19 protein-coding genes and 3 rRNA genes are annotated in these 26,426 nt (G+C 68.8%); 10 read left to right on the forward strand and 12 right to left on the reverse strand.

Annotation, left to right across the window (positions count from 1 at the left end; all coding sequences use genetic code 11):
- Positions 1-204 precede the first annotated feature (204 nt).
- Together OG247_RS16755 and OG247_RS16760 are read left to right on the forward strand one after the other, a co-directional pair.
- The gene (locus OG247_RS16755; RefSeq protein ID WP_327253009.1) at positions 205-798 is read left to right on the forward strand and encodes a GNAT family N-acetyltransferase; all 594 of its coding nucleotides are present in this window, start codon (positions 205-207) and stop codon (positions 796-798) included.
- A 9-nt stretch (positions 799-807) separates the two neighbouring features.
- Positions 808-1,983 carry a winged helix-turn-helix domain-containing protein gene (locus OG247_RS16760; RefSeq protein WP_327253010.1) on the forward strand — a complete coding sequence of 392 codons (1,176 nt, stop codon included), beginning with the start codon at positions 808-810 and terminating at the stop codon, positions 1,981-1,983.
- Between the two features lie 90 nt (positions 1,984-2,073).
- On the opposite strand, the gene OG247_RS16765 is transcribed toward OG247_RS16760, so the two are convergent.
- The 6 genes from OG247_RS16765 to mtrA form a co-directional block, all read right to left on the reverse strand.
- Positions 2,074-2,802, reverse strand: a complete 729-nt coding sequence (locus OG247_RS16765) for a response regulator (protein WP_250751046.1) — start codon at positions 2,800-2,802, stop codon at positions 2,074-2,076.
- Positions 2,803-3,061: 259 nt separating this feature from the next.
- Entirely contained in the window at positions 3,062-3,769 is a 708-nt protein-coding gene (gene hpf / locus OG247_RS16770; RefSeq protein WP_442813308.1) for a ribosome hibernation-promoting factor, HPF/YfiA family, read from the reverse strand.
- A 359-nt stretch (positions 3,770-4,128) separates the two neighbouring features.
- The gene (locus OG247_RS16775; RefSeq protein WP_327253012.1) at positions 4,129-4,899 is read right to left on the reverse strand and encodes a ComF family protein; all 771 of its coding nucleotides are present in this window, start codon (positions 4,897-4,899) and stop codon (positions 4,129-4,131) included.
- Between the two features lie 77 nt (positions 4,900-4,976).
- On the reverse strand, positions 4,977-6,821 hold the full coding sequence (locus OG247_RS16780) for an LpqB family beta-propeller domain-containing protein (protein ID WP_327253013.1): 1,845 nt from the start codon (positions 6,819-6,821) through the stop codon (positions 4,977-4,979).
- Positions 6,811-8,904, reverse strand: coding sequence for an MtrAB system histidine kinase MtrB (gene mtrB, locus OG247_RS16785; protein WP_327253014.1), 2,094 nt, complete (start codon positions 8,902-8,904; stop codon positions 6,811-6,813). The genes OG247_RS16780 and mtrB overlap by 11 nt, the downstream gene beginning before the upstream one ends.
- A 1-nt stretch (position 8,905) precedes the next feature.
- Positions 8,906-9,595 carry a two-component system response regulator MtrA gene (gene mtrA / locus OG247_RS16790; protein ID WP_274552971.1) on the reverse strand — a complete coding sequence of 230 codons (690 nt, stop codon included), beginning with the start codon at positions 9,593-9,595 and terminating at the stop codon, positions 8,906-8,908.
- A gap of 253 nt (positions 9,596-9,848) precedes the next feature.
- Here mtrA and OG247_RS16795 point away from each other — a divergent pair, with 253 nt between their 5' ends.
- The 6 genes from OG247_RS16795 to OG247_RS16820 are packed head-to-tail and all read left to right on the forward strand — an operon-like array spanning position 9,849 to position 16,035.
- On the forward strand, positions 9,849-11,087 hold the full coding sequence (locus OG247_RS16795) for a glycerophosphoryl diester phosphodiesterase membrane domain-containing protein (RefSeq protein WP_327253015.1): 1,239 nt from the start codon (positions 9,849-9,851) through the stop codon (positions 11,085-11,087).
- A 7-nt stretch (positions 11,088-11,094) separates the two neighbouring features.
- Positions 11,095-11,763, forward strand: a complete 669-nt coding sequence (locus OG247_RS16800) for a DUF4129 domain-containing protein (RefSeq protein ID WP_327253016.1) — start codon at positions 11,095-11,097, stop codon at positions 11,761-11,763.
- Positions 11,760-13,121: a DUF4350 domain-containing protein gene (locus OG247_RS16805; RefSeq protein WP_327253017.1), complete on the forward strand. Its 1,362-nt coding sequence runs from the start codon at positions 11,760-11,762 to the stop codon at positions 13,119-13,121. The genes OG247_RS16800 and OG247_RS16805 overlap by 4 nt, the downstream gene beginning before the upstream one ends.
- Positions 13,118-14,080: an AAA family ATPase gene (locus tag OG247_RS16810; RefSeq protein ID WP_243337432.1), complete on the forward strand. Its 963-nt coding sequence runs from the start codon at positions 13,118-13,120 to the stop codon at positions 14,078-14,080. Before OG247_RS16805 ends, OG247_RS16810 begins: the two co-directional genes overlap by 4 nt.
- The gene (locus tag OG247_RS16815) at positions 14,080-15,390 is read left to right on the forward strand and encodes a DUF58 domain-containing protein (RefSeq protein WP_327253018.1); all 1,311 of its coding nucleotides are present in this window, start codon (positions 14,080-14,082) and stop codon (positions 15,388-15,390) included. The genes OG247_RS16810 and OG247_RS16815 overlap by 1 nt, the downstream gene beginning before the upstream one ends.
- 3 nt (positions 15,391-15,393) lie before the next feature.
- Positions 15,394-16,035, forward strand: coding sequence for a Uma2 family endonuclease (locus OG247_RS16820; protein ID WP_327253019.1), 642 nt, complete (start codon positions 15,394-15,396; stop codon positions 16,033-16,035).
- A 98-nt stretch (positions 16,036-16,133) separates the two neighbouring features.
- Here the strand turns inward: OG247_RS16820 and rrf are convergent.
- The 4 genes from rrf to OG247_RS16840 form a co-directional block, all read right to left on the reverse strand.
- Positions 16,134-16,251, reverse strand: a 5S ribosomal RNA gene (rrf, locus tag OG247_RS16825).
- 74 nt (positions 16,252-16,325) lie between these two features.
- A 23S ribosomal RNA gene (locus tag OG247_RS16830) occupies positions 16,326-19,449 on the reverse strand.
- Positions 19,450-19,732: 283 nt separating this feature from the next.
- Positions 19,733-21,257: ribosomal RNA gene (locus tag OG247_RS16835) — 16S ribosomal RNA — on the reverse strand.
- The 16S, 23S and 5S rRNA genes sit together here, the layout of an rRNA operon.
- 609 nt (positions 21,258-21,866) lie before the next feature.
- Positions 21,867-22,874, reverse strand: coding sequence for a stage II sporulation protein M (locus tag OG247_RS16840; RefSeq protein ID WP_327253020.1), 1,008 nt, complete (start codon positions 22,872-22,874; stop codon positions 21,867-21,869).
- A gap of 114 nt (positions 22,875-22,988) precedes the next feature.
- Here OG247_RS16840 and OG247_RS16845 point away from each other — a divergent pair, with 114 nt between their 5' ends.
- Positions 22,989-23,906, forward strand: a complete 918-nt coding sequence (locus OG247_RS16845) for an RDD family protein (RefSeq protein WP_327253021.1) — start codon at positions 22,989-22,991, stop codon at positions 23,904-23,906.
- Here the strand turns inward: OG247_RS16845 and OG247_RS16850 are convergent.
- Together OG247_RS16850 and ahcY are read right to left on the reverse strand one after the other, a co-directional pair.
- Complete coding sequence (locus tag OG247_RS16850; RefSeq protein WP_327253022.1) at positions 23,903-24,523, reverse strand: hypothetical protein; 621 nt, start codon at positions 24,521-24,523, stop codon at positions 23,903-23,905. The two genes, OG247_RS16845 and OG247_RS16850, sit on opposite strands and share 4 nt — an antisense overlap.
- A gap of 100 nt (positions 24,524-24,623) precedes the next feature.
- A complete protein-coding gene (gene ahcY / locus OG247_RS16855; RefSeq protein ID WP_327253023.1) occupies positions 24,624-26,075 on the reverse strand; it encodes an adenosylhomocysteinase in 1,452 nt (483 codons plus the stop codon).
- A 29-nt stretch (positions 26,076-26,104) separates the two neighbouring features.
- On the opposite strand from ahcY, the gene OG247_RS16860 reads away from it, so the two are divergent.
- On the forward strand, positions 26,105-26,227 hold the full coding sequence (locus OG247_RS16860; protein ID WP_327253024.1) for a hypothetical protein: 123 nt from the start codon (positions 26,105-26,107) through the stop codon (positions 26,225-26,227).
- Positions 26,228-26,426 lie beyond the last annotated feature (199 nt).

Here is a 26,426-nt window from a genome sequence, read left to right on the forward strand (position 1 = left end):
GTTCGTGCACGGGCACGGAGGGTGGGCCCCACCGCAACGGCCATCGTAAGCGAGGACGCGGTCGCGTCGGGAGGTCCGCACTGCCGCGGGGCTGGACTGCCCGGAAATGAGAACGTGTGAGGGGCACCGAAGGTGCCGGTATGGGCGGACCCTCTTCGATAAATCCGCTTCGCCGTCGCCGTCCTCCCACAGCAGAATCCGTCCATGGAACCGATCACCCTGACCACCGAGCGCCTCGTCCTGCGCCCCCTCGGCGCCCCGGACGCGGACGAGGTGTACGCGGCGCTGCAGGATCCCGCGATCCAACGCTGGATCCCGGTCTCCGTCCCGTACGAGCGCACGCACGCCGAGTCCTTCGTGACCCGGGTCCCGGGCGGGCAGAACGGCTCCGAGTACAACTTCGGGGTCCGGCTGGGCGCCGACGGCCCGCTGGTCGCCTGCGTCGGGCTCGGCCCGCAGGGCGACAACGCCCACGAGGTCGGCTACTGGACCGTCGCCGGCCACCGGGGCCGCGGCTACCTGCCCGAGGCCCTGCCCGCCGTGCTGCGCTGGGCCTTCACCGAGCTCGGCTGCGTACGGATGATCTGGCGCGCGGGCGTCGGCAACGACGCCTCGCGCCGGGTCGCCGAGAAGGCCGGCTTCGCCATCGAGGGCGTCGCGCGCGCGGGCATGGAACACCACGGAACCCTGCGGGACTGCTGGACCGGCGCCATGCTCCCCTCGGACCTGGGCCTGCCCTCCCGCCTCCCGTACCTACCCTCGCCCGCACCGAGGACCACTGTCAGTGCCAAGCTCTAGGGTTCCGCCATGACGACCGCGCCCCCGCCCGCCCTGTCCCTCTCCGCAGACGAGGCCCGCCGCATCGCGCTGCGCGCCCAGGGATTCCTGGGTGCTCCGGACCGGCGCGGCGGTGTCCGCGGCGTCCTGCGCCACCTGGGCGCCGTCCAGCTCGACACGATCTCCGTACTGGCCCGCTCGCACGAGCTCGTGCCGTACGCGCGCCTCGGCGCGGTCGGGCGCTCCGCCGTCGAAGCCTCGTACTGGTCGCAGAACCACGCCTTCGAGTACTGGTCGCACGCGGCCTGCATCCTGCCGATGGAGGAGTGGCCGCACTTCGCCTTCCGCCGCCGGGCCAACAAGGCCCGCGGCCACCGCTGGCACGTCCTGAAGGACCAGCACCGCTCGACGAAGACGGTCCTGGACCGCCTCGCCGCCGAAGGCCCCCTGACCTCGACCGAACTGGGCGGCGCCAAGAACGGCGGCGAATGGTTCGAGTGGTCCGAGACGAAGATCGCGGTGGAGTGGCTCCTCGACATCGGCGAGGTCGTCTGCACCGAGCGGCGCGGCTGGAAGAGGGTCTACGACCTCCCCGGGCGGGCCGTCCCCGAGGCGCTGCTCCACGACGCCCTGGACGACCGCGAGTGCAAGCGCCGCCTGGTGGCCCTCGCGGGGCAGTCCCTGGGCGTGGGCACCCGCTCCGACATCGCGGACTACCACCGGCTCAAGGGCCCCGACTTCGACGCGGTGGTCGAGGACGCGGGCCTGGTCCCGGTGGAAGTGGAAGGCTGGTCCAAACCGGCCTGGGCGGACCCGTCGGCCCTGGCCACCCTCCCCCGCGGCCGCCACCGCACGACCCTCCTCTCCCCGTTCGACTCCCTGGTCTGGGAACGCCCGCGCACGGAGCGGATCTTCGGCTTCACCCACCGCCTGGAGGCGTACGTCCCCAAGTCCCGGCGGATCCACGGCTACTTCGCGATGCCGCTGCTGGCCGGAGGCCACCTCCAGGGCCGCGTGGACCCGGCCCGCGAGGGCACCACCCTCGTGGCCCGCCAGCTCTCCCTGACCACCCCGAAGGCAGCCCGCCCCATGGCCGAAGCCCTCCGCGAGGCCGCCACCTGGGTCGGCTGCGACACGATCCGCATCGACCGCGCGAGCTCGCCCGCGGAAGCGGAAGCGGTCACGGCGGAACTCGCCGCCCTCTGAAGCCCCGCAGCCATTTCAGCCACCCCGGGTTCTTTTCAGCCGTCCGGCGTTTGAGGACCGGGGCCCGGGGCCCGGGGCCCGAGCCCGGCGCTACCGGATCTCGAGGATCTTCTCCCGCATCGCGTACACCACCGCCTCCATCCTGGAGTGCAACTGCAGCTTCTCCAGAATGTTCCGCACGTGGTTCTTCACGGTGTTCTCGGAGATGAACAACTCCTTCGCGATATCGCGGTTGTTCATCCCGGTGGCCACCAGTTTCAGGACCTCGAGCTCCCGATCCGTCAGCCGCGGCGCCGGCACCAACCGCCGCTCGTCCGTCCGCTGGATCATCGACTTGAACTCCGTCAGCAGCTTCGACGCCATCGACGGGCTGATCTGCGACTGGCCGTCCGCCACCGCCCGGATCGCCGTCGCGACCTCGTCCGTCGAGATCTCCTTCAGCAGGTACCCGGTCGCCCCCGCCTTGATCGCGTCGTAGAGGTCCGCCTCCTCGTCGCTGATCGTCAGCATGATGATCTTCGCGGAGGGTGCCACCTCCTTGATCGAGGTGCAGGCCTCGATCCCGCCGCGCCGCGGCATCCGCACATCCATCAGCACGATGTCCGGCAGCAGATCCGCCGCCTTGTCCACGGCCTCCGCCCCGTCACCCGCCTCGCCGACGACCTGGATGTCCTCCTCCTGCGCGAGGACGATCTCCAGCCCGCGCCGGAACAGCGCATGGTCGTCGACCACGAGCACCCGGATGGGCTCTGCCACCCGGTCCTCCTCACGGCAGCCCGCACCGTTGTCATCACGCACCGGCCCGAAGCTGTCCGCCATCGTTCCTCCCCCTGCACCACGTGTGCTGAGCTGCTGGGTCAATCCGACGAGAGCGGCCGCCGGCTGACTGCCCGACATGATTCCATGCCCACGTGGCCGAACGGAGTCCGGCGATTACAGGCCGACCCATACAGGCCACCGTTTCGCGGCCATCACCTCATGCCAGTGCCCCCGCGCCCGCCTGGGCGAACGCGGGGGCACCACACTGGCACCGCACGGACATCCGGATCCAGCCCGGAATCAGTCCGGAATCAGCGGCTCAGCCTCCGAGCGCTCCACCCGCGCCCGCGCCGTCGAGCTCACCCGAGCTGGAGGCGGCGTCGGAGGCATTGAGGTGGATCACGCCGTAGTCGTAACCGTGGCGCCGGTAGACGACGCTCGGCATCTTGGTGTCGGAATCGACGAACAGGTAGAAGTCGTGACCGACCAGTTCCATCTCGTACAGGGCCTGGTCGAGCGACATGGGTGCGGCCGAGTGCGTCTTCTCGCGGACGATGAGCGGGCCGTCGCCCTGCACTTCCAGCGATCCGATCCGGGTGGTCGGAATCGCGTCCGCGGCCGTCTTCTCCCCGTTGACCGGCTCGCCGTTGCCGTTCAGTGTCGCGGCGTTCGGAACAACGTCGGCGACCTCGGCCGCCGAGAGCCGTCCGGAACCACGACGGGTGTGGCGCTTGTCGTGCTGCTTGCGCAGCCGGGCCTCCAGCTTGTCCTGAGCGAGGTCGAGCGCCGCGTACGCGTCGGCGGCGGAAGCCTCGGCACGAATCACCGGGCCCCGCGAACGCAGGGTGATCTCCACGCGGTCGGAACGGTCGGCCTGGCGCGGGTTGTGCTCCTTGGACACCTCGACGTCCAAGCTGATCACCTTGGCGTCGAGCTTCTGGATCCGCTCCGGATTCAGCTTCTCGGCCACGTGCTTGCGGAACCGGTCGGGCACCTCGGTCTTACGGCCCTTGACGACGATGTCCACGCAGAACTCCGTTCCCGGATTGCTCCGCCCCAGGGGCGAAGCGTCTCCCTTTCGCACCAGACCCCGGTGAACACCGGAGCCTCGGACTTGGCGACTTCCACCTCCTCCTCCCCCATCGGCAAGATCTACACCCCACCGACTTCGGAGTCGAGGGACAACCTCTGACACGAAGTTTCACAAACGTCACGACGCTCGAAACCTGCGCTCCGATGCGTGGGGCCCAAGGTTCGCCAATTCCTTACAACCGAACATATCCCTCTATGCCGGTTGTCGGCACCCGCTACCGGAACGTACCTCCGTTCAGGTGGCCGTTCCCTCTTACTACCTGCAACGATGCGCCTTCCCTTCCAGTTCCAAATCTATTCCCCAGTTTTTTGCTCTGTTCGAGTTGCGCTCCTGCCGGGACGCGCGAAGGAGTCCTCCGGCGCGGCCACCACGGCGGCCGCCAGAGCCACCGTCCCGGCCGCCCCGCCCGGTACCCCGATCCCGGCCGCGCGCAGCGCCCGCGCCGCCTCCACCAGGGTGGATCCGGTGGTGACGAGGTCGTCCACGAGCACGATCCGGGCCGCCCCCGCCATCGCCCGCCCGGCGCCGGGCCGTGCCTGAAGGGCCCCCGCGAGGTTCTCCCGGCGCCGCGCCGCCCCCAGGCCCGCCTGGTCGGCCACCGCCCGCCGCAGCCGCAGTACGGGCGTCACGCGCGCGGGCACGCCCTCCCGCCGCAGCCGCGCCGAGGCGGCCAGCGCGATCCTGCGCGCCGGATCGTGCCCGCGCGCCCGTACCCGGTGCCGCGCCGAGGGCACGGGAACCAGGGCCACTCCCCCGCCCCCCGCCCCGCCCGCGCGGACGGCAGCCGCCAGGGCGGCGCCGAGGGCTCCGGCCAGCGGCAGCGCCCCGCGCTCCTTGTGGGCCAGTACGACGGCCCGTACGGCCTCCCGGTACACGGTGGCCGCATACACCGCGGGCAGCCCGTCGGGGCACGGAGACGGCCGTACGGGGCCCGCCCCGGCCCCGCTGAGCTCCGACCGGCAGCCCGCGCACAGCACCGTACGGCCGGCCCCGCAGCCGGCGCACCCGACCGGCAGCACCAGCCCGGCGAGCTCACCGGCCAGCCCCCGCCACCACTCCCGCATGACGCCCACTCTGCCGGGCGGGGACAGCACTCCACCACCCCTGTGGACAACCACGGAAAAGGGCAGGTCGCACCAGGTCAGCCCGGGTAGACCGGAGCCCGTCCGCCGGCCACCACCGTGCGCCACTGCGCCCCCGGCGGCAGCCACACGATGCCGTCCTCCAGCGACTCGGCGACCACCGGCGTCTTCTCGTCCTCGCTCGCGGCGACCGCCATCAGCCCGGTCGCCCCGGGCAGCCCGGCCCCGACCATCGAGCCGTCGGCCAGCATGTAGCGGGCCTGGACGACCATGCCGCTCTCCCGGCCCACCACCAGCAGCCGGCCCCGCGGCGCCCAGCTCATCGCCGCCACGTCCGCCAGTTGCGGGGCGGCCGGGCGCAGCTCGCGCACCGAGACCGCGGAGACGTCGCCCTTCGCGTCGGGCCGCTCGATCCGCCCGATGTACAGGTACTTGCGGCTCTCCCGCTGCACCAGCAGCGCGATCCGCACCCCGTCGGGGGAGGCCTTCAGCCCCGTGATCCGCCCGCCGGCCAGCCCGGACACCTCGACCCGTTCGGGGGTCCCGGTGCCGCCGGGCAGCCGCCACAGCGTCGGGTCCTGCAAGTCGGGGTCCGCGACCCACAGGTCGCCGGCCGCGTCCCAGGTCGGGGTGGCGAGCCCGTTGGGCTTGGCCCCCTTGCCGGTCAGCAGCGGCTTCGGCATCGCTCCGGCGGTGGTCAGGTTGACCACGTACAGCCCGTGCCCGTCCTCGGAGACGACCGCGGCACGCTTCTCGTCGTAGGACACGGCGGCGGAGCCCACCTTGAAGGCCGGGTTCCCGGCCAGCGGCCCGGGGGCCGGTGTCGGCGGGTCCTGCTGGTCCTCGCGGTTGGGGTCCAGGTTCAACCGCTGGAGCCGGCTCTCGGCGTCGACGTAGTACTGATGGCCGGGCGAGGGCGGCCGGTTGGCGAGCACGGCCGCGGCCGCCTCGGACACCTGGCAGCGCGGGGTGCCGTCGGAGCGCAGGACGTCGACCCGGTCGACCCGGGAACCCGTCAGGTCCTTGACCGTGTAAAGGAGCTGGGTCGCCATCCGCTGGCACTGCGGCTCGTCGACGTCGTCCGCGTTCTTGTTCAGGGGCACGCGCAGCGTGTTCTGACCGTCGATCGAAAGGGACTTGGTGCCCTCGCGCAGTTCCGTACCGGTCGGAAAACTGGAAGTGACCACCGGGCCGAGCCACTTGGAAGGGCCGGCCAGCAGCGAGGTGACGGTCTGGGTGGTGGGATCCATCCGGGAATCCGGGTCACTGCGCTGACGCACGTAGACGGGGTCGGCGACGAGCGTGGCGCCCGCGAAGTAGTACTTGTTGACCGGCCTGTAGATGCGCTGGAAGTCGGATTCGCTCAGGACCAGGCTGCTGGGCGGGGTCGCGATCCGCCACTGGCCGTCCTTCTGCGTGAGCTGGAGGAACTGCTCGTAGCGCCGGTCGCCGGTCTCCGGCTGGTACGCGCTGCGCTCGTCCACCGTGGCCAGCATCTTGCCCGCGATCTTGAACCGGGGGGCCGCCGGGTCCTTCTCGCCCGGTACGGAGAACCGGTCGAGGCCGGCGGAGAGCACGGTGACCGCCGCTCCGGGCTTCCAGTTCTTCGCCGCTTCCTCGGTGAGGTACTTGCGGGCGGTCTGGAGCTGCGGGTCGTCGCTGGTCATGGCCTCCAGGAAGCCGTCGACGATCTCCTGCGGGCTGGCCTTGTCGGACGGCGGCACACCGAAGACGCGGACCTGGGAGTCGACCCCCTGGGAGGCCTCCACGGGGCGGACCTCGCCGTGGTCGGGCATGGAGGCGCAGCCGGCGAGCAGCAGCCCGGCCGCACCGAAGACGAGGGCCCTTGCGGCGCTACGGGCGTGCGGCGTACGCCGGCGCGACCGGCCCGGCTCAGCGCCCATGCGATCCGCCCGCTCCGCCTGCCGCACCCGCTCCACCCGCCGCACCGGTTCCGCCCGCTCCACCGCTTCCACCCTCTCGGTCGGTTGCTCCCGCCGTCCCGCCGGACCGGGTGGTCGGCGCCCCGCCCCCGGAACCGTGTCCCTCCTCCGCCGGCCCCGGCCGGGTCACGACCCGCGCCCCGTTGCCCGGCAGTGCCGTCGGGTCGGCCGGTACCGGCACCGCACCCGCGACGGGGGACCTCGGCGGCATCGGCGACCGGTCGCCGCGCCCCGCCTGCTGTGCCTGCTGCGCCCGCTGCCCGGCGGCCGCGGAGCCCTCCGCGGCGGCCCTGGCCCGGTTGGCCCGGGAATCCTCGGGCTCCAGCGGGATCGGCGATCCGCGCAGCGGCTCGTCGGCGGTGCGCGGCAGCGTCAGGCGGAACTGCGAGCCGCCGCCGGGCTCGCCCCACGCCTGGAGCCAGCCGCCGTGCAGCCGGGCGTCCTCGACGGCGATGGACAGGCCGAGGCCGGTACCGCCGGTCGTGCGCGCCCGCGCCGGGTCCGCCCGCCAGAAGCGGTTGAAGACGCGGGTGGCCTCGCCGGGCTTGAGCCCGACTCCGTAGTCCCGTACGGCCACGGCGACGGCCCCTCCCGCCGAGGCGAGCCGGACCACCACGTCGCGGCCCTCGCCGTGCTCGACGGCGTTGACGACCAGGTTGCGCAGGACCCGCTCCACGCGTCGGGCGTCGGCCTCGGCTATCACCGGCTGGGTGTCTCCGAGGACGCGGATCCTGGTGTTCTTGTGCTCGGCGAGCGGCTCGGCCGCGTCGATGACCCGGTGTACGACGTCCCGCAGGTCGATCGGCTCCGCTTCCAGGGCGGCGGCGCCCGCGTCGAACCGGCTGATCTCCAGCAGGTCGGCGAGGAGGGACTCGAAGCGGTCGAGCTGTCCGGCGAGGAGCTCGGCGGAGCGCGCGGTGATGGGGTCGAAGTCGGCGCGGGCGTCGTGGATGACGTCCGCTGCCATCCGTACCGTCGTGAGCGGCGTGCGCAGCTCGTGGGAGACGTCCGAGACGAAGCGGCGCTGCAGCCGGGAGAGGTCCTCCAGCTGCTGGATCTTGTTCTGGAGGGTCTGGGCCATCTTGTTGAAGGCCTCGCCCAGACGGGCGATGTCGTCCTCGCCGGTGACCTTCATCCGCTCCTGGAGCCGACCCGCCGAGAGTCGCTCGGCGATCCCCGCGGCCATCCGGACGGGGGTGACGACCTGACGCACGACGAGCCAGGCGATCCCGCCGAGGAGCACGACGACGAAGAGCCCGGCGGTGGCGATGGTGACCTTGACCAGGTTGAGGGACTCCTCCTCCTGGGTGAGCGGGAAGAGGTAGTACAGGTCGTACGGCTCGCCGTTGATGTCGGTGAGCCGCTTGCCGATGACGAGCGCGGGCTCGGGCAGCTTGTCCCCGGCGTCGGTGTAGCGGATCTGCGAGAAGGTCTTGAAGGCGCCGGTCGCGTGGTTGACGTTGCGGCGCAGCCCCAGGGGGACGCTGGCCGTCGGGTCCACGTTGCCGGAGGCGCGGGCTCCGCGGACGCCGCCGAGGGCTCCGCGGGCCGGCTGTTCCTCGCCGGTTCCGGTGCCGGCACCCAGCGCCGCCACCTCGAAGGCGCTCTGCCCGCCACTGGCGAGCTGTTTGACCAGGGAGTTCATCCAGGTGCTGGCGTCCCGGCCGACCTTGTTGTCCGAGGCGTCGGGCCCGTCCGCCGTATAGGGCGTGTTGGCCTTCTCCTGTGCGACCGCGAAGCCGCCGGCGGCCTGGCTCTGCGCTGCCTCCTCCTTGGCGTCGAGGAGGCCCTTGCTGACCTGTGCGATGACCACGAACCCGAGGGCGAGGACCACGGCGAGGGAGATCAGCAGGGTCGCGGCGACCACCCGGAGCTGGATGTTGCGCCGCCACAGCCGGACAGCCGGAAGCAGCGGCCGGCGCACGAGGCGTACGAACAGCCGCAGCACGGGGCCGCCGGGTGCTCCGACCGCGTCGAGACGGAGCGGCCGACCGCCCCGCAGCGCTCCCCAGCGGGAGCGGCCACGGGGCTTGCCGGGTGTCATGTCAGCTCGGTCCGGCCTTGTAGCCGACCCCGCGCACCGTCACGACGATCTCGGGGCGCTCCGGGTCCTTCTCGACCTTGGAGCGCAGCCGCTGGACGTGCACGTTGACCAGGCGGGTGTCGGCCGCGTGGCGGTAGCCCCAGACCTGCTCCAGCAGCACCTCGCGGGTGAAGACCTGCCAGGGCTTGCGGGCGAGCGCGACCAGCAGGTCGAACTCCAGCGGGGTCAGGGCGATCGAGGCGCCTTCCCGCTTGACCGAGTGCCCGGCCACGTCGATGACCAGGTCACCGATGGTCAGCTGCTCGGGCGCCGGCTCCTCCGAGCGGCGCAGGCGGGCCCGGATGCGGGCCACCAGCTCCTTCGGCTTGAACGGCTTGACGATGTAGTCGTCGGCCCCGGACTCCAGGCCCACGACCACGTCAACGGTGTCGCTCTTGGCGGTGAGCATGACGATCGGTACGCCCGACTCGGCGCGGATCAGTCTGCACACCTCTATGCCGTCCCTACCGGGCAGCATGAGGTCGAGCAGCACGAGATCCGGCTTCGCCTCCCGGAAGGCAGCCAGTGCCTTGTCGCCGTCCGCTACGAACGACGGCTCAAAACCTTCTCCACGCAGCACAATGCCGAGCATCTCGGCCAGCGCGGTGTCGTCGTCGACGACAAGGACGCGTCCCTTCATGGTTGACATCATCCCATTAGCTAATCGTTACCCGGCGGTGAGCTGTCCCACAGCCAAAGGGGCTGGAAATAGTCCCTCGGACCTGCGTGGAGATCAGGGCGCCCAGTGTGCCCCGGATCCGCGCGCCATACGAAGGCGCGAACGGACCGGGATCCAGAGGGCGGCCGGCCCGTTGGGGACGGCTGGTCCGTTTGAGGTTGTCACATGGCACGATGGCAGCCGGACCAAGCGCCCCGCACCCCGCAGTGCACGTGAAGGAGCGACGATGAACGACTCTCCGGGCTGGGCTACGCCCGGATCCTCCCCGTCCGACGGTGAGGGCTCCCACGGTACGCAGCCACCCGCGGGCGGAGCCGGCGACTCAAAGTGGTCCGCCGAGCAGCCGCCCCCCGGCCAGTGGTCGAGCCCGACCCCGGGCCAGACCCCGCCGAACCCGCAGCAGCAGCCGCCCGCGGCTCCGCAGCCGGGCGCGGGCTGGGGTTCGTACGGCAGCGGCCCCCAGAACGGCGGCCAGAACGGCGGCCAGGGCGGCTGGGGCCGGCACACCCAGGCGGCGAAGCCCGGCGTGATCCCGCTGCGGCCGCTCGGCCTGGGCGAGATCCTCGACGGTGCCGTCAGCACCATGCGCAAGCACTGGCGCACGGTGCTGCCGATCACCCTGGTCGTGGCCGTCCTCGTACAGCTCGTCAGCGTGTTCGTGCAGAAGTACGCGCTCGAAGAGTTCCCGGTGACCCAGTCGAGCACCGCGCCCCTGGACGAGCAGCTCGACGCCCTCGGCTCCATGGTGGGACTGATGGCCGCGGATCAGTTCATCCTGTTCATCGGCACCATCGTCGCCACCGCGATGCTCACCATGGTCTACAGCCGGGCCGTCCTCGGCCACGGCTCCTCCGTCGGCGCCGCCTGGCGCGAGGCCCGCACCCAGCTCGCACGGCTGTTCGGCCTGACCCTCCTCCTGGGGATCGGCGCGTCCCTCCTCTTCGCCGTACTGGTCCTGCCCGGCGCCCTCGCCGGCCAGGCCGGCCTCGCCGTCCTCGGCGGTTTCGTCGCCCTGGGCCTGATCCTCTGGCTCTGGATCAGGTTCTCCCTGGCCTCTCCCGCCCTGATGCTGGAGAAGACAACGGTGCGCAAGGCCCTCGCCCGCTCCTCGAAGCTGGTCAAGGGCTCCTGGTGGCGGATCTTCGGCATCACCGTCCTGACGGCCGTCATCACGTTCATCGTCTCGGGCGTCATCGTCTTCCCCCTCACCCTCGTCGGCGGCCTGATGTTCGGCGGCGGCCTCGAAGGCTTGGCCGACGGCTCCGGCGCCACGAGCTGGGGATACCTGATCACGACGGCGATCGGCGGGATCATCGCGCTGGCGATCACCCTGCCCATCCAGGCCGGCGTCACCGTCCTGCTCTACGTCGACCAGCGCATCCGCCGCGAGGCCCTCGACCTGGAGCTCGCCCGGGCGGCGGGCATCGAGAACTACGGCACCACCACGCCGCCGACCGGAGGCTGACGCGGGAATGAGGAGCACGGGGGGCCTGCTCACCCACACAGCACCACCCACACCACAGATCACCATCGGCCGTGAGGCGGCCCGCGAGGCGGCCCGCCACGAGCTGTCCAAGCCCGCGTACCACCAGAACGACCCCGGGCTGATCCAAAGGGCCCTGAACCGCTTCTGGGAGTGGGTCGGGGACCTCTTCGACCGCGCCTCCGGCGCCACCCCGGGCGGAGCCCTCGGCCTGCTGGCCGTCGCCGTCTTCGCCCTCCTCGTCATCGCCGCCCTGTGGTGGCGCCTGGGCGCCCCCCGCCGTACGGCCTCCCGCGCGCCCGGCACCCTCTTCGACGACGGCGTCCGCAGCGCGGCCGACCACCGCGCCGCCGCCGGGGCACTGGCCGGCGAGGGCCGCTGGAGCGAAGCCGTCCAGGAGCGCATGCGCGCCGTCGTCCGCTCCCTGGAGGAGCGCACCCTCCTCGACCCCCGCCCCGGCCGCACCGCCGACGAGGCCGCGGCCGAGGCCGCCGTCTCCCTCCCGTCCCACGCCACGGCCCTGCGCGCGGCCGCCCGCACCTTCGACGACGTCACCTACGGCGCCCACCCGGCCACCCCCGAGATGTACGCGACCCTCACCACCCTGGACCAGGCCCTGTCCCGCACCAAGCCCCTCCTGACAGGCCCCACCCCATGACCCACACCACCCCAGACCCCCAGCACCCCACCGGGGACGCAGCCCCGGACCCGGTACACCCCACCCGGGACGCAGCCCCGAGCCCGGCACACCCCACCGCCGGCGCAGCCCCCGCACCCGCCGGAGCCCCCGCCACGGCCGCCGCCCTTCCCCCTACAACCGCCGGAGGCGCATCGCCCCGGGATCTCTGGACCCGCGCCCGCGGGTTCCTCGTCGCGCTCGCGGTGCTCCTCGCCGCCGCGCTGGCCCTCGCCGCCCTGAACTCCGGTGCCCGGCACGGCTACCTCGACCCCCGCTCCGCCGACCCCTACGGCAGCCGGGCCGTGGCCGAGCTGCTCAGGGACGGCGGTGTCACCGTCCGGGTCGTCACCACCGCCGAGCAGGCCGCCGACGCCTCCGGCCCCGACACGACCCTGCTGGTCACCGACCCCGACCTGCTCGGGGAGACGCAGCTCCGCGACATCCGTTCCGCGATCGACCTCTCCGGCGGCCGGACCGTCCTGCTCGCGCCGAGCGACCCCCTCAGCCTCCCCGCCCTGGCCCCCGGCACCCGCACCCACGGCGACTCCCCCGCCCCGGACACGAACCTCGACCCGGGTAGCGCCTGCACCCTCCCCGCCGCCACCACCGCGGGCCGCGCCGCGACCGGCGGCGGCCTGCGCTACACGACCGGCACCCCCGGAGCCACCGGCTGCTACCCCAGCGCCGGCCACCCCACCCTCCTCGTCCTGCCCACCGGCACCCACGGCGGCGACACCGTCCTCCTCGGCTCCGAGGGCATCCTCCTCAACAAGACCCTCGCCAAGGAGGGCAACGCCTCCCTCGCGCTCCAGCTCCTCGGCTCCCGCCCGACCCTCGTCTGGTACCTGCCGTCCCTCGCCGACGGCACCTCCGACAACGGCGAAGGCACCGGCGAGGAGCGGAGCTTCCTCGACCTGATCCCCGCCGGCTGGAGCTGGGCCCTGCTCCAGCTCTTCCTCGCCGCCGCCGTCGCCGCCCTCTGGCGCGCCCGCCGCCTCGGCCCGCTCGTCACCGAACGCCTGCCCGTCCTCGTCCGCGCCTCCGAGGCCACCGAGGGCCGCGCCCGCCTGTACCGCAAGGCCGGCGCCCGCGACCGCGCCGCCACCGTGCTGCGCGCCGCCGCCCGCGAACGCCTGGCCGCGCTGGTCGGCGTACCGGCGGCCCAGGCCCACGACCCCGCCTCCCTGGTCCCCGCCGTCGCGGCCCGCCTCACCGCCGGACGGCCCCCGCAGGACCCGGACACCCTGCTCTTCGGCACGACCCCCACCACCGACGCGGCGCTCATCGCGCTCGCCGACCACCTCGACGCCCTCGAAAGAGAGGTCCGCACCTCATGACGGCCACCACGGACAGCGCCCGCTCCGCCCTGGAGGCGCTCCGCACCGAGATCGGAAAGGCCGTGGTCGGCCAGGACTCCGCCGTCACCGGTCTCGTCGTAGCCCTCCTCTGCCGCGGCCACGTCCTCCTCGAAGGCGTCCCCGGCGTCGCGAAGACCCTCCTCGTACGGGCGCTGGCCGCCTCCCTCGAACTCGACACCAAGCGCGTCCAGTTCACCCCCGACCTGATGCCGAGCGACGTCACCGGCTCCCTCGTCTACGACGCCCGCACCGCGGAGTTCTCGTTCCAGAACGGCCCGGTCTTCACCAACCTGCTGCTCGCCGACGAGATCAACCGCACGCCTCCCAAGACCCAGTCCTCCCTCCTCGAAGCGATGGAGGAGCGCCAGGTCACCGTCGACGGCACCCCCCGCAAGCTCCCGGAGCCGTTCCTCGTCGCCGCCACCATGAACCCGGTCGAGTACGAGGGCACGTACCCCCTGCCCGAGGCCCAGCTCGACCGCTTCCTCCTGAAGCTCACCGTCCCGCTCCCCTCCCGCGAGGACGAGATCGGCGTACTGACCCGCCACGCGGCCGGCTTCAACCCCCGCGACCTGCACTCCGCCGGCATCCGCCCGGTCGCCGGCCCCGCCGAGCTCGACGCCGCCCGCAAGGCCGTCGAGGCCACCAGCGTCTCTCCGGAGATCACCGCGTACGTCGTCGACATCTGCCGCGCCACCCGCGAATCCCCCTCCCTCACCCTCGGCGTCTCCCCGCGCGGCGCCACCGCGCTGCTGGCCACGGCCCGCGCCTGGGCCTGGCTCGTGGGCCGCGACTACGTCACCCCCGACGACGTGAAGGCCCTCGCCCTGCCGACCCTGCGCCACCGCGTCCAACTGCGCCCCGAGGCCGAGATGGAGGGCGTCACGGCCGACGCGGTCATCACCGCGATCCTCACCCACGTCCCCGTCCCGCGCTGATGGCGTTCACCGGACGCGCCGCCCTGCTCGCGGCCCTCGGCAGCATCCCCGTCGGCATCCTCGGACCCAGCTGGGCGGGCATGCTGGCGGTCAACGCCCCCATCGCCCTGGCCTGCGCCGTCGACTACGCCCTCGCAGCCCCGGTCCGCACGCTCCAACTGGCCCGCTCCGGCGACACATCGGTGCGCCTCGGCGAAGCCGCCGACGTCCACCTCACGATCACGAACCCCTCCCCGCGCACGCTGCGCGCCCGGATCCGCGACGCCTGGCCCCCGAGCAGTTGGCTCCCGGGAACGGAAGTCACCGGCTCCCGGCACGCGTTGACGGTTCCCCCCGGCGAACGCCGCCGCCTGACCACCCGCCTGCGCCCCACCCGCCGCGGCGACCGCCAGGCGGCCCGCGTCACGATCCGCTCGTACGGCCCGCTCGGCCTGCTGGCCCGCCAGGGCCACCACACCGTGCCGTGGACGGTCCGCGTCCTGCCGCCCTTCGCGAGCCGCAAACACCTCCCCTCCCGCCTCGCCCGCCTGCGCGAACTCGACGGCCGCACCAGCGTCCTGACCCGCGGTGAGGGCACGGAGTTCGACAGCCTGCGCGACTACGTGCCCGGCGACGACACCCGTTCCATCGACTGGCGGGCCACCGCCCGCCAGAACAAGGTCGCCGTCCGCACCTGGCGCCCGGAACGCGACCGCCACATCCTGATCTGCCTCGACACCGGCCGCACCGCGGCCGGCCGCGTCGGCGACGCCCCGCGTCTCGACTCGGCGATGGACGCGGCCCTGCTCCTCACCGCCCTGGCCACCCGCGCGGGCGACCGCGTGGACCTCCTGGCCCACGACCGCCGCCCCCGCGCCCAGGTCCAGGCCCGCAGCGCCGCAGACACCCTCCCCGCCTTCGTGAACGCGATGTCCACGCTCGAACCGGAACTGGTCGAAACCGACTCCCGCACCCTGGTCTCCACCATCCTGCGCAGCGCCCCGCGCCGCTCCCTGGTGGTCCTCCTGACCAGCCTGGACGCCGCCCCCGTCGAAGAGGGCCTGCTCCCCCTCCTCCCCCGCCTCACCCAGCGCCACACGGTCCTGCTGGCCTCGGTCTCGGACCCCCACGTGGCGGAGATGACGAAGTCCCGCGGCACGGTGGAGGCCGTCTACGAGGCAGCCGCGGGCACCCAGTCCCAGTCGGCCCGCCGTCGCACCGCCGAACAGCTCACCCGCCACGGCGTCCACGTGGTCGACGCCACCCCGGACACCCTGGCCCCGGCCCTGGCCGACGCCTACCTCGCCCTGAAGGCCGCAGGCCGCCTCTGAGCGGTGACCGACTGGATACGCTGGTCGGGTACCCACCAGGAGGACACCATGGCCGACTTCACCCCGGAGCAGATGCGCCGCATGCACGACTTCGCGGAGCAACTCTCGGAGCTGGCCGAGCACCAGGAAGACCAGTGGAAGGTGCAGAGCACCGACGGTCAGATCTCCCTCACGATGATGAGCCCCACAGCCCCCCACGGGCTGAACGTGGTGCGGCTGCGCCGTCAGATCGAGGCCCAGACACCCGAGGTCATGGCTCTCAACGACACGAACATGGGCGATCCGGTGACGGGCCTGACCAAGGTCCCCGACCTCATGGTCATCGCCGAGGAAGACACCGACGACACGGCCAGGGTCGTGAACTCCCGCGATGTCCTGATGGTGGTCGAGGTCGTCTCACGCACGAACTCCCTCACCGACATCCGTGACAAGCTCCACGACTATCCGAGGATGGGGGTCCCGCTGTACGTCGTGGTGGACCCCCGCAAGGACAAGAAGACCGCCACGGTGCACAGCGACCCCTCGGACGGCCCTGACGGCCTGCGCTACCGAAAGAAAGTCCCATACGCCTTCGGTGACACCGCCATCGCCGGCCGCTGGACACTCGACACGAGCAGCCTCAAGAGCTACCCCGCCGACTGGTAAGCCACCGGCCAACCCCCCACGCACCGGACTCTCAAAAGGCCCGCAAACGCAGAAAAGCCCCGTACCGGTTACCCGGTACGGGGCTTTCTACAATGATTGTTCGGCGGCGTCCTACTCTCCCACAGGGTCCCCCCTGCAGTACCATCGGCGCTGAAAGGCTTAGCTTCCGGGTTCGGAATGTAAACCGGGCGTTTCCCTAACGCTATGACCACCGAAACACTATGAAGTTAACCAAACCGGATATGACACAGTTCGTTACTTCAGAACTAACACAGTGGACGCGAGCAACTGAGGACAAGCCCTCGGCCTATTAGTACCAGTCAGCTCCACCCGTTACCGGGCTTCCACATCTGGCCTATCAACCCAGTCGTCTACTGGGAGCCTTACCCTCTCAAGGAGGTGGGAATACTCATCTTGAAGCAGGCTTCCCGCTTAGATGCTTTCAGCGGTTATCCCTCCCGAACGTAGCCAACCAGCCATGCCCTTGGCAGGACAACTGGCACACCAGAGGTTCGTCCGTCCCGGTCCTCTCGTACTAGGGACAGCCCTTCTCAATATTCCTACGCGCACAGCGGATAGGGACCGAACTGTCTCACGACGTTCTAAACCCAGCTCGCGTACCGCTTTAATGGGCGAACAGCCCAACCCTTGGGACCGACTCCAGCCCCAGGATGCGACGAGCCGACATCGAGGTGCCAAACCATCCCGTCGATATGGACTCTTGGGGAAGATCAGCCTGTTATCCCCGGGGTACCTTTTATCCGTTGAGCGACGGCGCTTCCACAAGCCACCGCCGGATCACTAGTCCCGACTTTCGTCCCTGCTCGACCCGTCGGTCTCACAGTCAAGCTCCCTTGTGCACTTACACTCAACACCTGATTGCCAACCAGGCTGAGGGAACCTTTGGGCGCCTCCGTTACTTTTTGGGAGGCAACCGCCCCAGTTAAACTACCCATCAGACACTGTCCCTGATCCGGATCACGGACCGAGGTTAGACATCCAGCACGACCAGAGTGGTATTTCAACGACGACTCCACAACCACTGGCGTGGCCGCTTCAAAGTCTCCCACCTATCCTACACAAGCCGAACCGAACACCAATATCAAACTATAGTAAAGGTCCCGGGGTCTTTCCGTCCTGCTGCGCGAAACGAGCATCTTTACTCGTAGTGCAATTTCACCGGGCCTATGGTTGAGACAGTCGAGAAGTCGTTACGCCATTCGTGCAGGTCGGAACTTACCCGACAAGGAATTTCGCTACCTTAGGATGGTTATAGTTACCACCGCCGTTTACTGGCGCTTAAGTTCTCAGCTTCGCCACACCGAAATGTGACTAACCGGTCCCCTTAACGTTCCAGCACCGGGCAGGCGTCAGTCCGTATACATCGCCTTACGGCTTCGCACGGACCTGTGTTTTTAGTAAACAGTCGCTTCTCGCTGGTCTCTGCGGCCACCCCCAGCTCACGGAGTAAATCCGATCACCAGTGATGGCCCCCCTTCTCCCGAAGTTACGGGGGCATTTTGCCGAGTTCCTTAACCATAGTTCACCCGAACGCCTCGGTATTCTCTACCTGACCACCTGAGTCGGTTTAGGGTACGGGCCGCCATGAAACTCGCTAGAGGCTTTTCTCGACAGCATAGGATCATCCACTTCACCACAATCGGCTCGGCATCAGGTCTCAGCCTTATATGAGGGACGGATTTGCCTACCCCTCGGCCTACACCCTTACCCCGGGACTACCACCGCCCGGGCTGGACTACCTTCCTGCGTCACCCCATCGCTTACCTACTACAAGTCTGGTTCGCCGGCTCCACCACTTTCCTTTCCCCGAAGGGTCCGGAACGGCTTCACGGGCTTAGCATCGCCTGATTCGATATTGGGCGTTTCAAAGCGGGTACCGGAATATCAACCGGTTGTCCATCGACTACGCCTGTCGGCCTCGCCTTAGGTCCCGACTTACCCTGGGCAGATCAGCTTGACCCAGGAACCCTTAGTCAATCGGCGCACACGTTTCTCACGTGTGTATCGCTACTCATGCCTGCATTCTCACTCGTGAACCGTCCACAACTAGCTTCCGCTGCTGCTTCACCCGGCACACGACGCTCCCCTACCCATCACAGCGGGCGTTGGCCCTATTGCTGCAATGACACGACTTCGGCGGTACGCTTGAGCCCCGCTACATTGTCGGCGCGGAATCACTTGACCAGTGAGCTATTACGCACTCTTTCAAGGGTGGCTGCTTCTAAGCCAACCTCCTGGTTGTCTCTGCGACTCCACATCCTTTCCCACTTAGCGTACGCTTAGGGGCCTTAGTCGATGCTCTGGGCTGTTTCCCTCTCGACCATGGAGCTTATCCCCCACAGTCTCACTGCCACGCTCTCACTTACCGGCATTCGGAGTTTGGCTAAGGTCAGTAACCCGGTAGGGCCCATCGCCTATCCAGTGCTCTACCTCCGGCAAGAAACACGTGACGCTGCACCTAAATGCATTTCGGGGAGAACCAGCTATCACGGAGTTTGATTGGCCTTTCACCCCTAACCACAGGTCATCCCCCAGGTTTTCAACCCTGGTGGGTTCGGTCCTCCACGAAGTCTTACCTCCGCTTCAACCTGCCCATGGCTAGATCACTCCGCTTCGGGTCTAGAGCGTGCAACTCAATCGCCCTATTCGGACTCGCTTTCGCTACGGCTTCCCCACACGGGTTAACCTCGCTACACACCGCTAACTCGCAGGCTCATTCTTCAAAAGGCACGCAGTCACGACTGTATGTGCAAGCACATACAGCGACGCTCCCACGGCTTGTAGGCACACGGTTTCAGGTACTATTTCACTCCGCTCCCGCGGTACTTTTCACCATTCCCTCACGGTACTATCCGCTATCGGTCACCAGGGAATATTTAGGCTTAGCGGGTGGTCCCGCCAGATTCACACGGGATTTCTCGGGCCCCGTGCTACTTGGGAGATTCTTAAGCAAGCCGCTGATGTTTCGTCTACGGGGGTCTTACCCTCTACGCCGGACCTTTCGCATGTCCTTCGACTACATCAACGGTTTCTGACTCGCCGACCGGCCGGCAGACCGATCAAAAGAATTCCCACAACCCCGCATGCGCAACCCCTGCCGGGTATCACACGCATACGGTTTGGCCTCATCCGGTTTCGCTCGCCACTACTCCCGGAATCACGGTTGTTTTCTCTTCCTGCGGGTACTGAGATGTTTCACTTCCCCGCGTTCCCTCCACACTGCCTATGTGTTCAGCAGTGGGTGACAGCCCATGACGACTGCCGGGTTTCCCCATTCGGACACCCCCGGATCAAAGCTCAGTTGGCAGCTCCCCGGGGCCTATCGCGGCCTCTCACGTCCTTCATCGGTTCCTGGTGCCAAGGCATCCACCGTGCGCCCTTAAAAACTTGGCCTACAGATGCTCGCGTCCACTGTGTAGTTCTCAAGCAACGACCAGTCACCCATCACCCTCATCCGGAGATGAAGTTCACTGGGGCCGGCATCGCGAAGATAAAGCCTTTCGGCCGTACCCTCAGATACCCAACAACGTGCCAAGCACCAGACCTCTTCCGAATCCTCTTTCCACGCCGAAGCAGTACTTGAGAATCATCAGATCATCTGGTGCCAACTAATCAACGTTCCACCCTGAGCTGACCGTGCAGAACGTTTGTCTGCAATCGGTACTGTGCTCCTTAGAAAGGAGGTGATCCAGCCGCACCTTCCGGTACGGCTACCTTGTTACGACTTCGTCCCAATCGCCAGTCCCACCTTCGACAGCTCCCTCCCTTACGGGTTGGGCCACCGGCTTCGGGTGTTACCGACTTTCGTGACGTGACGGGCGGTGTGTACAAGGCCCGGGAACGTATTCACCGCAGCAATGCTGATCTGCGATTACTAGCAACTCCGACTTCATGGGGTCGAGTTGCAGACCCCAATCCGAACTGAGACCGGCTTTTTGAGATTCGCTCCACCTCACGGTATCGCAGCTCATTGTACCGGCCATTGTAGCACGTGTGCAGCCCAAGACATAAGGGGCATGATGACTTGACGTCGTCCCCACCTTCCTCCGAGTTGACCCCGGCGGTCTCCTGTGAGTCCCCATCACCCCGAAGGGCATGCTGGCAACACAGGACAAGGGTTGCGCTCGTTGCGGGACTTAACCCAACATCTCACGACACGAGCTGACGACAGCCATGCACCACCTGTATACCGACCACAAGGGGGGCACTATCTCTAATGCTTTCCGGTATATGTCAAGCCTTGGTAAGGTTCTTCGCGTTGCGTCGAATTAAGCCACATGCTCCGCTGCTTGTGCGGGCCCCCGTCAATTCCTTTGAGTTTTAGCCTTGCGGCCGTACTCCCCAGGCGGGGAACTTAATGCGTTAGCTGCGGCACCGACGACGTGGAATGTCGCCAACACCTAGTTCCCAACGTTTACGGCGTGGACTACCAGGGTATCTAATCCTGTTCGCTCCCCACGCTTTCGCTCCTCAGCGTCAGTAATGGCCCAGAGATCCGCCTTCGCCACCGGTGTTCCTCCTGATATCTGCGCATTTCACCGCTACACCAGGAATTCCGATCTCCCCTACCACACTCTAGCTAGCCCGTATCGAATGCAGACCCGAGGTTAAGCCTCGGGCTTTCACATCCGACGTGACAAGCCGCCTACGAGCTCTTTACGCCCAATAATTCCGGACAACGCTTGCGCCCTACGTATTACCGCGGCTGCTGGCACGTAGTTAGCCGGCGCTTCTTCTGCAGGTACCGTCACTTTCGCTTCTTCCCTGCTGAAAGAGGTTTACAACCCGAAGGCCGTCATCCCTCACGCGGCGTCGCTGCATCAGGCTTTCGCCCATTGTGCAATATTCCCCACTGCTGCCTCCCGTAGGAGTCTGGGCCGTGTCTCAGTCCCAGTGTGGCCGGTCGCCCTCTCAGGCCGGCTACCCGTCGTCGCCTTGGTGGGCCATTACCCCACCAACAAGCTGATAGGCCGCGGGCTCATCCTTCACCGCCGGAGCTTTTAACCCCCGCCCATGCAGGCAGGAGTGTTATCCGGTATTAGACCCCGTTTCCAGGGCTTGTCCCAGAGTGAAGGGCAGATTGCCCACGTGTTACTCACCCGTTCGCCACTAATCCACCCCGAAGGGCTTCATCGTTCGACTTGCATGTGTTAAGCACGCCGCCAGCGTTCGTCCTGAGCCAGGATCAAACTCTCCATGAATGTTTACCGGTAATCCGGTGCACACGCACTTAGAGCGGGACAGTCATGTCGGAATAAGACCGACCGTCCACTGCATCCTCGCTGTGTAATTGCCTGCAAGCATCCCAGCCGAAGCCGTGACCTCACAGGTCTTTTTCAAAGGAACCTCATCCACCGAAATGGACGGGGTATCAACTTTTTGGCGTTGATTTTTGGCACGCTGTTGAGTTCTCAAGGAACGGACGCTTCCTTTGTACTCACCCTCAGTAACAATTACTGGGGCTTTCCTCCGGGCTTTCGTTCTGTTCTGTTCTTGCGTTTCAGACTCTATCAGAGTCTGTCTCGCTTGTTTTCCGCCTTCCAGGTCATCCGCTTTCGCGTTTTCCCTTTCCGGCGAGTCCGACTCTATCAGAAGGTTTCCACCGGATTTCCCGGCTTCGGTTTCCTGAATGAAGAGTTGGGTGTGCCCGCTTGGAATTCAATTCCTGGGGGCGAGAAAGACTTTAAACCATCGCTGCCGAACTTGTCCAGTTCGAGGCAACCGTTCGAATCTACCTCCCCGCAGCCGCCGTGTCAACGGTGTTTGCGGGACGACGAGGAGACTAGCAGCTCAGCAGGGTCGTACGCACATCAGGCCGCGGTGGGGAGCGTCGCCGTCTGGTCGGCCTGCTCCACGTCGCCCGTGTCGCCGGCTCGGGCCGCGCGGCCGCCCAGGACGTAGACGTAGAGCAGGAACGCCGCCTCGGCGGCCACGCCGATGCTGATGCGGGCCCAGGTGGGCAGGCCGGAAGGGGTGACGAAGCCTTCGATCAGGCCCGAGAGGAAGAGGACCACTGCCAGGCCGATGGCCATGCCGAGGGCCGCGCGGCCCTGTTCGGCGAGGGCGACACGGCGGGTGCGGTGGCCGGGGTCGATGACCGTCCAGCCCAGGCGCAGGCCCGTACCGGCGGCCACGAAGACGGCGGTCAGTTCGAGCAGGCCGTGCGGGAGGATCAGGCCGAGGAAGACGTCGAGGCGGTCGGCGGAGGACATCAGACCGATGCCGACGCCCAGGTTCAGCATGTTCTGCCACAGGATGTACAGGACCGGCAGGCCCAGGAAACCGCCCAGGACCAGGCAGATCGCGGCCGCCTGGGCGTTGTTCGTCCAGACCTGGGCCGCGAAGGAGGCCGCGGGGTGGCTGGAGTAGTACGTCTCGTACCCGCCGCCCGGCTTCGTCATCGCCTTCAGGTCTTCCGGAGCCCCGATGGCGTTCTGGATCTCCGGGTGGGTTGCTATCCACCAGCCGACGAGTACGCCGACGGCCGTGGAGATCAGTGCCGTGGGTATCCACCAGCGGCGGCTGAGGTAGACGGCGGCCGGGAAGCCCGAGGTGAAGAAGCGGGCCGCGTCGCGCCAGCCGGACCGCCGGGTGCCCGTCACCGTGGCACGGGCGCGGGCGACGAGCTGGGTCAGGCGGCCCGTGAGCATCGGGTCGGGGGCGCTGGACTGGACGAGGGAGAGGTGCGTGGCCGTGCGCTGGTAGAGCGCGACGAGCTCGTCCGCCTCGGCTCCCGTGAGTCGCCGGCCCCGGCCCAGCAGCTGTTCCAGGCGGGCCCACTCGGCCTGGTGGGCCGCAACGAAGACGTCGAGATCCATGCGGTTGGCGCTCCCCTGCCCCTGGTCCCTCTGGTTTCTCCTACTGCTTGCTTCGTCAGCTTGGCAGACTGGAGGCAGATGGGGCGGGGCAGGTCATGCGAAGGGTGTGTATCGGTGAGCGATCTGGTGACGGGGGACGCGGTCGTCCTGGGGCTGCGGCCGGCGAGGCTGCCGAGCCGGGCGCTGGCGATCCTGCTCGACCTGGTCGTGTACGTCGCCGGGTACCTGCTCATTTCCGTCGGGCTCGTGCTGGCCACCGCTTCGATGGACGGGGCGGCCCGGGCGGCCGTGTCGGTGGCCTCGTTCGTCCTCGTCCTTGTCGGCGTGCCGATCGCGGTGGAGACGCTGAGCCACGGACGGTCGCTGGGCAAGCTCGCGTGCGGGCTGCGCGTGGTGCGCGACGACGGCGGGCCGGTCCGTTTCCGGCACGCGCTGGTGCGCGGGGCCTTCGGGGTCTTCGAACTGCTGCTGACCTTCGGGTCCGTGGCGTGCATCGCCTCGCTGTTCTCCGAGCGGGGCCGCCGGCTCGGGGACGTGTTCGCGGGGACGCTGGTCGTCCGGGAGCGGGTGCCTGGGGCACGGGTGATGCCGGTGCCCCCGCCGCCTCCGTGGCTGGCCGGCAGGTTCGGCGGGCTGGACCTGTCCGCGGTGCCCGACGGGCTGTGGCTGGCGATCCGGCAGTACCTGACGCGCATGGACCAGCTCGATCCTCAGGTGGGCGGCGCGTTGGCGGCCCGGCTCGCGGACGATCTGGTGGCCCGTACGGGGGCTCTGCCGCCGGTCGGGGTGCCTGCCGCCGCGTTCCTGATGGCCGTGGTGCACGAGCGGCAGTCACGGGACGCCGCGCGGGCCTTCCGGCAGCCGCAGCCCGCTCCCGGGGTGGCTCCGGTTCCGTACGGGCAGCCCGCGCCCGTGGTGATGCCGGCCGTGGCGCCCGTCGCTCCGGCGGTGGTGCCCGCGGCTCCGGTCGCGCCGGTGGCGCCCGTGTCCGTACAGCCGCCGAAGGCGACCGGGTTCGCCCCGCCTGGCTAGTCGGTGAAGACGGAGGGCGGGGTTTCCAGGTGTTCGAGTTCGATGCCGGGGGCCGAGAGGACCACGTCCCCGGCGATGTGGACCGTATGGACCTCGCCGGTGTCCAGGGCGGTGACGCGGTACTCGTCGACCAGCAGCGGGCCGCTGTCCGTGGGGTGCTCCGCGCGGTTCAGGAGGGCCCAGGCCTGGTCGGTCGTACGGGCCGCCAGGACGGGGTCGGTCAGGGCGACGAGGCGGACGCGGGTGGCGGGGGCGCCGGGGGCCGGGCGCAGCAGCCGGGCCGTGGCGACGAGGAAGGCCGGTGAGGTGCCGGTGAAGCCGGCGGCCCCGGGGACGTTGCCCTCGGTGGCTTCGGCTCCGGCGGGGTCCGTGCGGACCCAGGTGATCCCGTCGATGGCGGCGCCGCGGACCTGCCAGCTGGAGGCGTTGACCTCGAGGCGGATGGGGCGGCCCAGTTCGTCGACGGCCAGGTCGACGGAGCCTCGGTGCGCACCGTCGGGTGCGGTGAGCTGGGAGACGTAGCGCCAGCCGGAAGGGCCCGGGGCGCAGTGGAAGTGCTCCTCGCCGAGGGGGGTGCGGTCGTGCGGGTCGTAGAGCGCGTAGCGGCCTCGGGGCATGGGCGTCTTCCTGGGTTCGGGCGGGTACGGGGCAGGCCCCCGGCACGGATGCCGGGGGCCTGACGCGTGGTGCTGCGTGGGTGCTGCGGATCCGTGGGGATCAGTAGCGGTAGTGGTCCGGCTTGTACGGGCCCGCCACGTCCACGCCGATGTAGGCGGCCTGCTCCGGGCGCAGGGTGGTCAGGCGGACGCCGAGGGCGTCGAGGTGGAGGCGGGCCACCTTCTCGTCGAGGTGCTTGGGGAGCACGTAGACGTCGGTGGGGTACTCGGCCGGCTTGGTGAAGAGCTCGATCTGGGCCAGGGTCTGGTCCGCGAAGGAGTTCGACATCACGAAGGACGGGTGGCCGGTGGCGTTGCCCAGGTTCAGCAGGCGGCCCTCGGACAGGACGATGAGGACCTTGCCGTCGGGGAACTTCCAGGTGTGGACCTGGGGCTTGACCTCGTCCTTGACGATGCCCTCGATCTTCGCGAGGCCGGCCATGTCGATCTCGTTGTCGAAGTGGCCGATGTTGCCCACGATGGCCTGGTGCTTCATCTTGGCCATGTCGGCGGCCATGATGATGTCCTTGTTGCCCGTGGTCGTGATGAAGATGTCGGCCGTCGCGACGACGTCGTCCAGGGTCGCGACCTGGTATCCGTCCATCGCCGCCTGCAGGGCGCAGATCGGGTCGATCTCGGTGACGATGACGCGTGCGCCCTGGCCGCGCAGCGACTCGGCGCAGCCCTTGCCGACGTCGCCGTAGCCGAAGACCACGGCGGTCTTGCCGCCGATGAGGACGTCGGTGGCGCGGTTGATGCCGTCGATGAGGGAGTGGCGGCAGCCGTACTTGTTGTCGAACTTCGACTTGGTGACGGCGTCGTTCACGTTGATCGCCGGGAAGAGCAGGGTGCCTTCGGCCATCATCTCGTAGAGGCGGTGGACGCCGGTGGTGGTCTCCTCGGTGACGCCGCGGATCTCGGACGCGAGCTGCGTCCACTTCTGCGGGGCCTCGCCCAGGGTGCGGTTGAGGACGGTCAGGATGTGGGCGTACTCCTCGGAGTCCGCCGTCGACGGGTCCGGAGCGGCGCCGGCCTTCTCGAACTCGACGCCCTTGTGGACGAGGAGGGTGGCGTCGCCACCGTCGTCGAGGATCATGTTCGGGCCGCCGGTGGGGGTGTTCGGCCAGGTCAGCGCCTGCTCCGTGCACCACCAGTACTCTTCCAGCGTCTCGCCCTTCCAGGCGAAGACGGGGACGCCCTGCGGGTTCTCCGCGGTGCCGTTCGGGCCCACCGCGATGGCGGCGGCCGCGTGGTCCTGGGTGGAGAAGATGTTGCAGGAGGCCCAGCGGACGTCGGCGCCGAGGGCGACGAGGGTCTCGATGAGGACGGCGGTCTGCACGGTCATGTGCAGGGAGCCGGTGACGCGGGCGCCTGCGAGCGGCTGGGTGGCCGCGAACTCCCGGCGGATCGACATGAGACCGGGCATCTCGTGCTCGGCGAGGGTGATCTCCTTGCGTCCGAAGACGGCGAGGGAGAGGTCCGCGACCTTGAAGTCGGTGAAAGCGGCAGTCATGTGGGTGCTGCTCCTCGTGATGTGGAGAGGTGGGTACGGCTGAGCCGCGCACCGTCGTCAAGACGGCGCACATGGCGCTCAGTCCGTCGGGGGTCCTCTCTCCCCTCGGCCGGTCCGAAGACCGCCCGACCGCCATCAGCAGCGACGCCTGACACTGATGACGAATCTACACCGATCGGCGGAGCGCGGCCCAGGCGACTTGAGGCCGCGCTGGGCAAGTCTCGGCCGAGGTTCAGGGCCTACGGCGGAAGATTGGGGGCCTTTCGGACTTTTGATCACCCCCTTACATGGACGAGGATGCGGTTGGGTCGGGTTGTACGCGCGATCCCGCAGGACAACGCATGTGTCGTG

The organism is Streptomyces sp. NBC_01244 (genome assembly GCF_035987325.1).
In the GTDB taxonomy this organism is placed as follows: domain Bacteria; phylum Actinomycetota; class Actinomycetes; order Streptomycetales; family Streptomycetaceae; genus Streptomyces.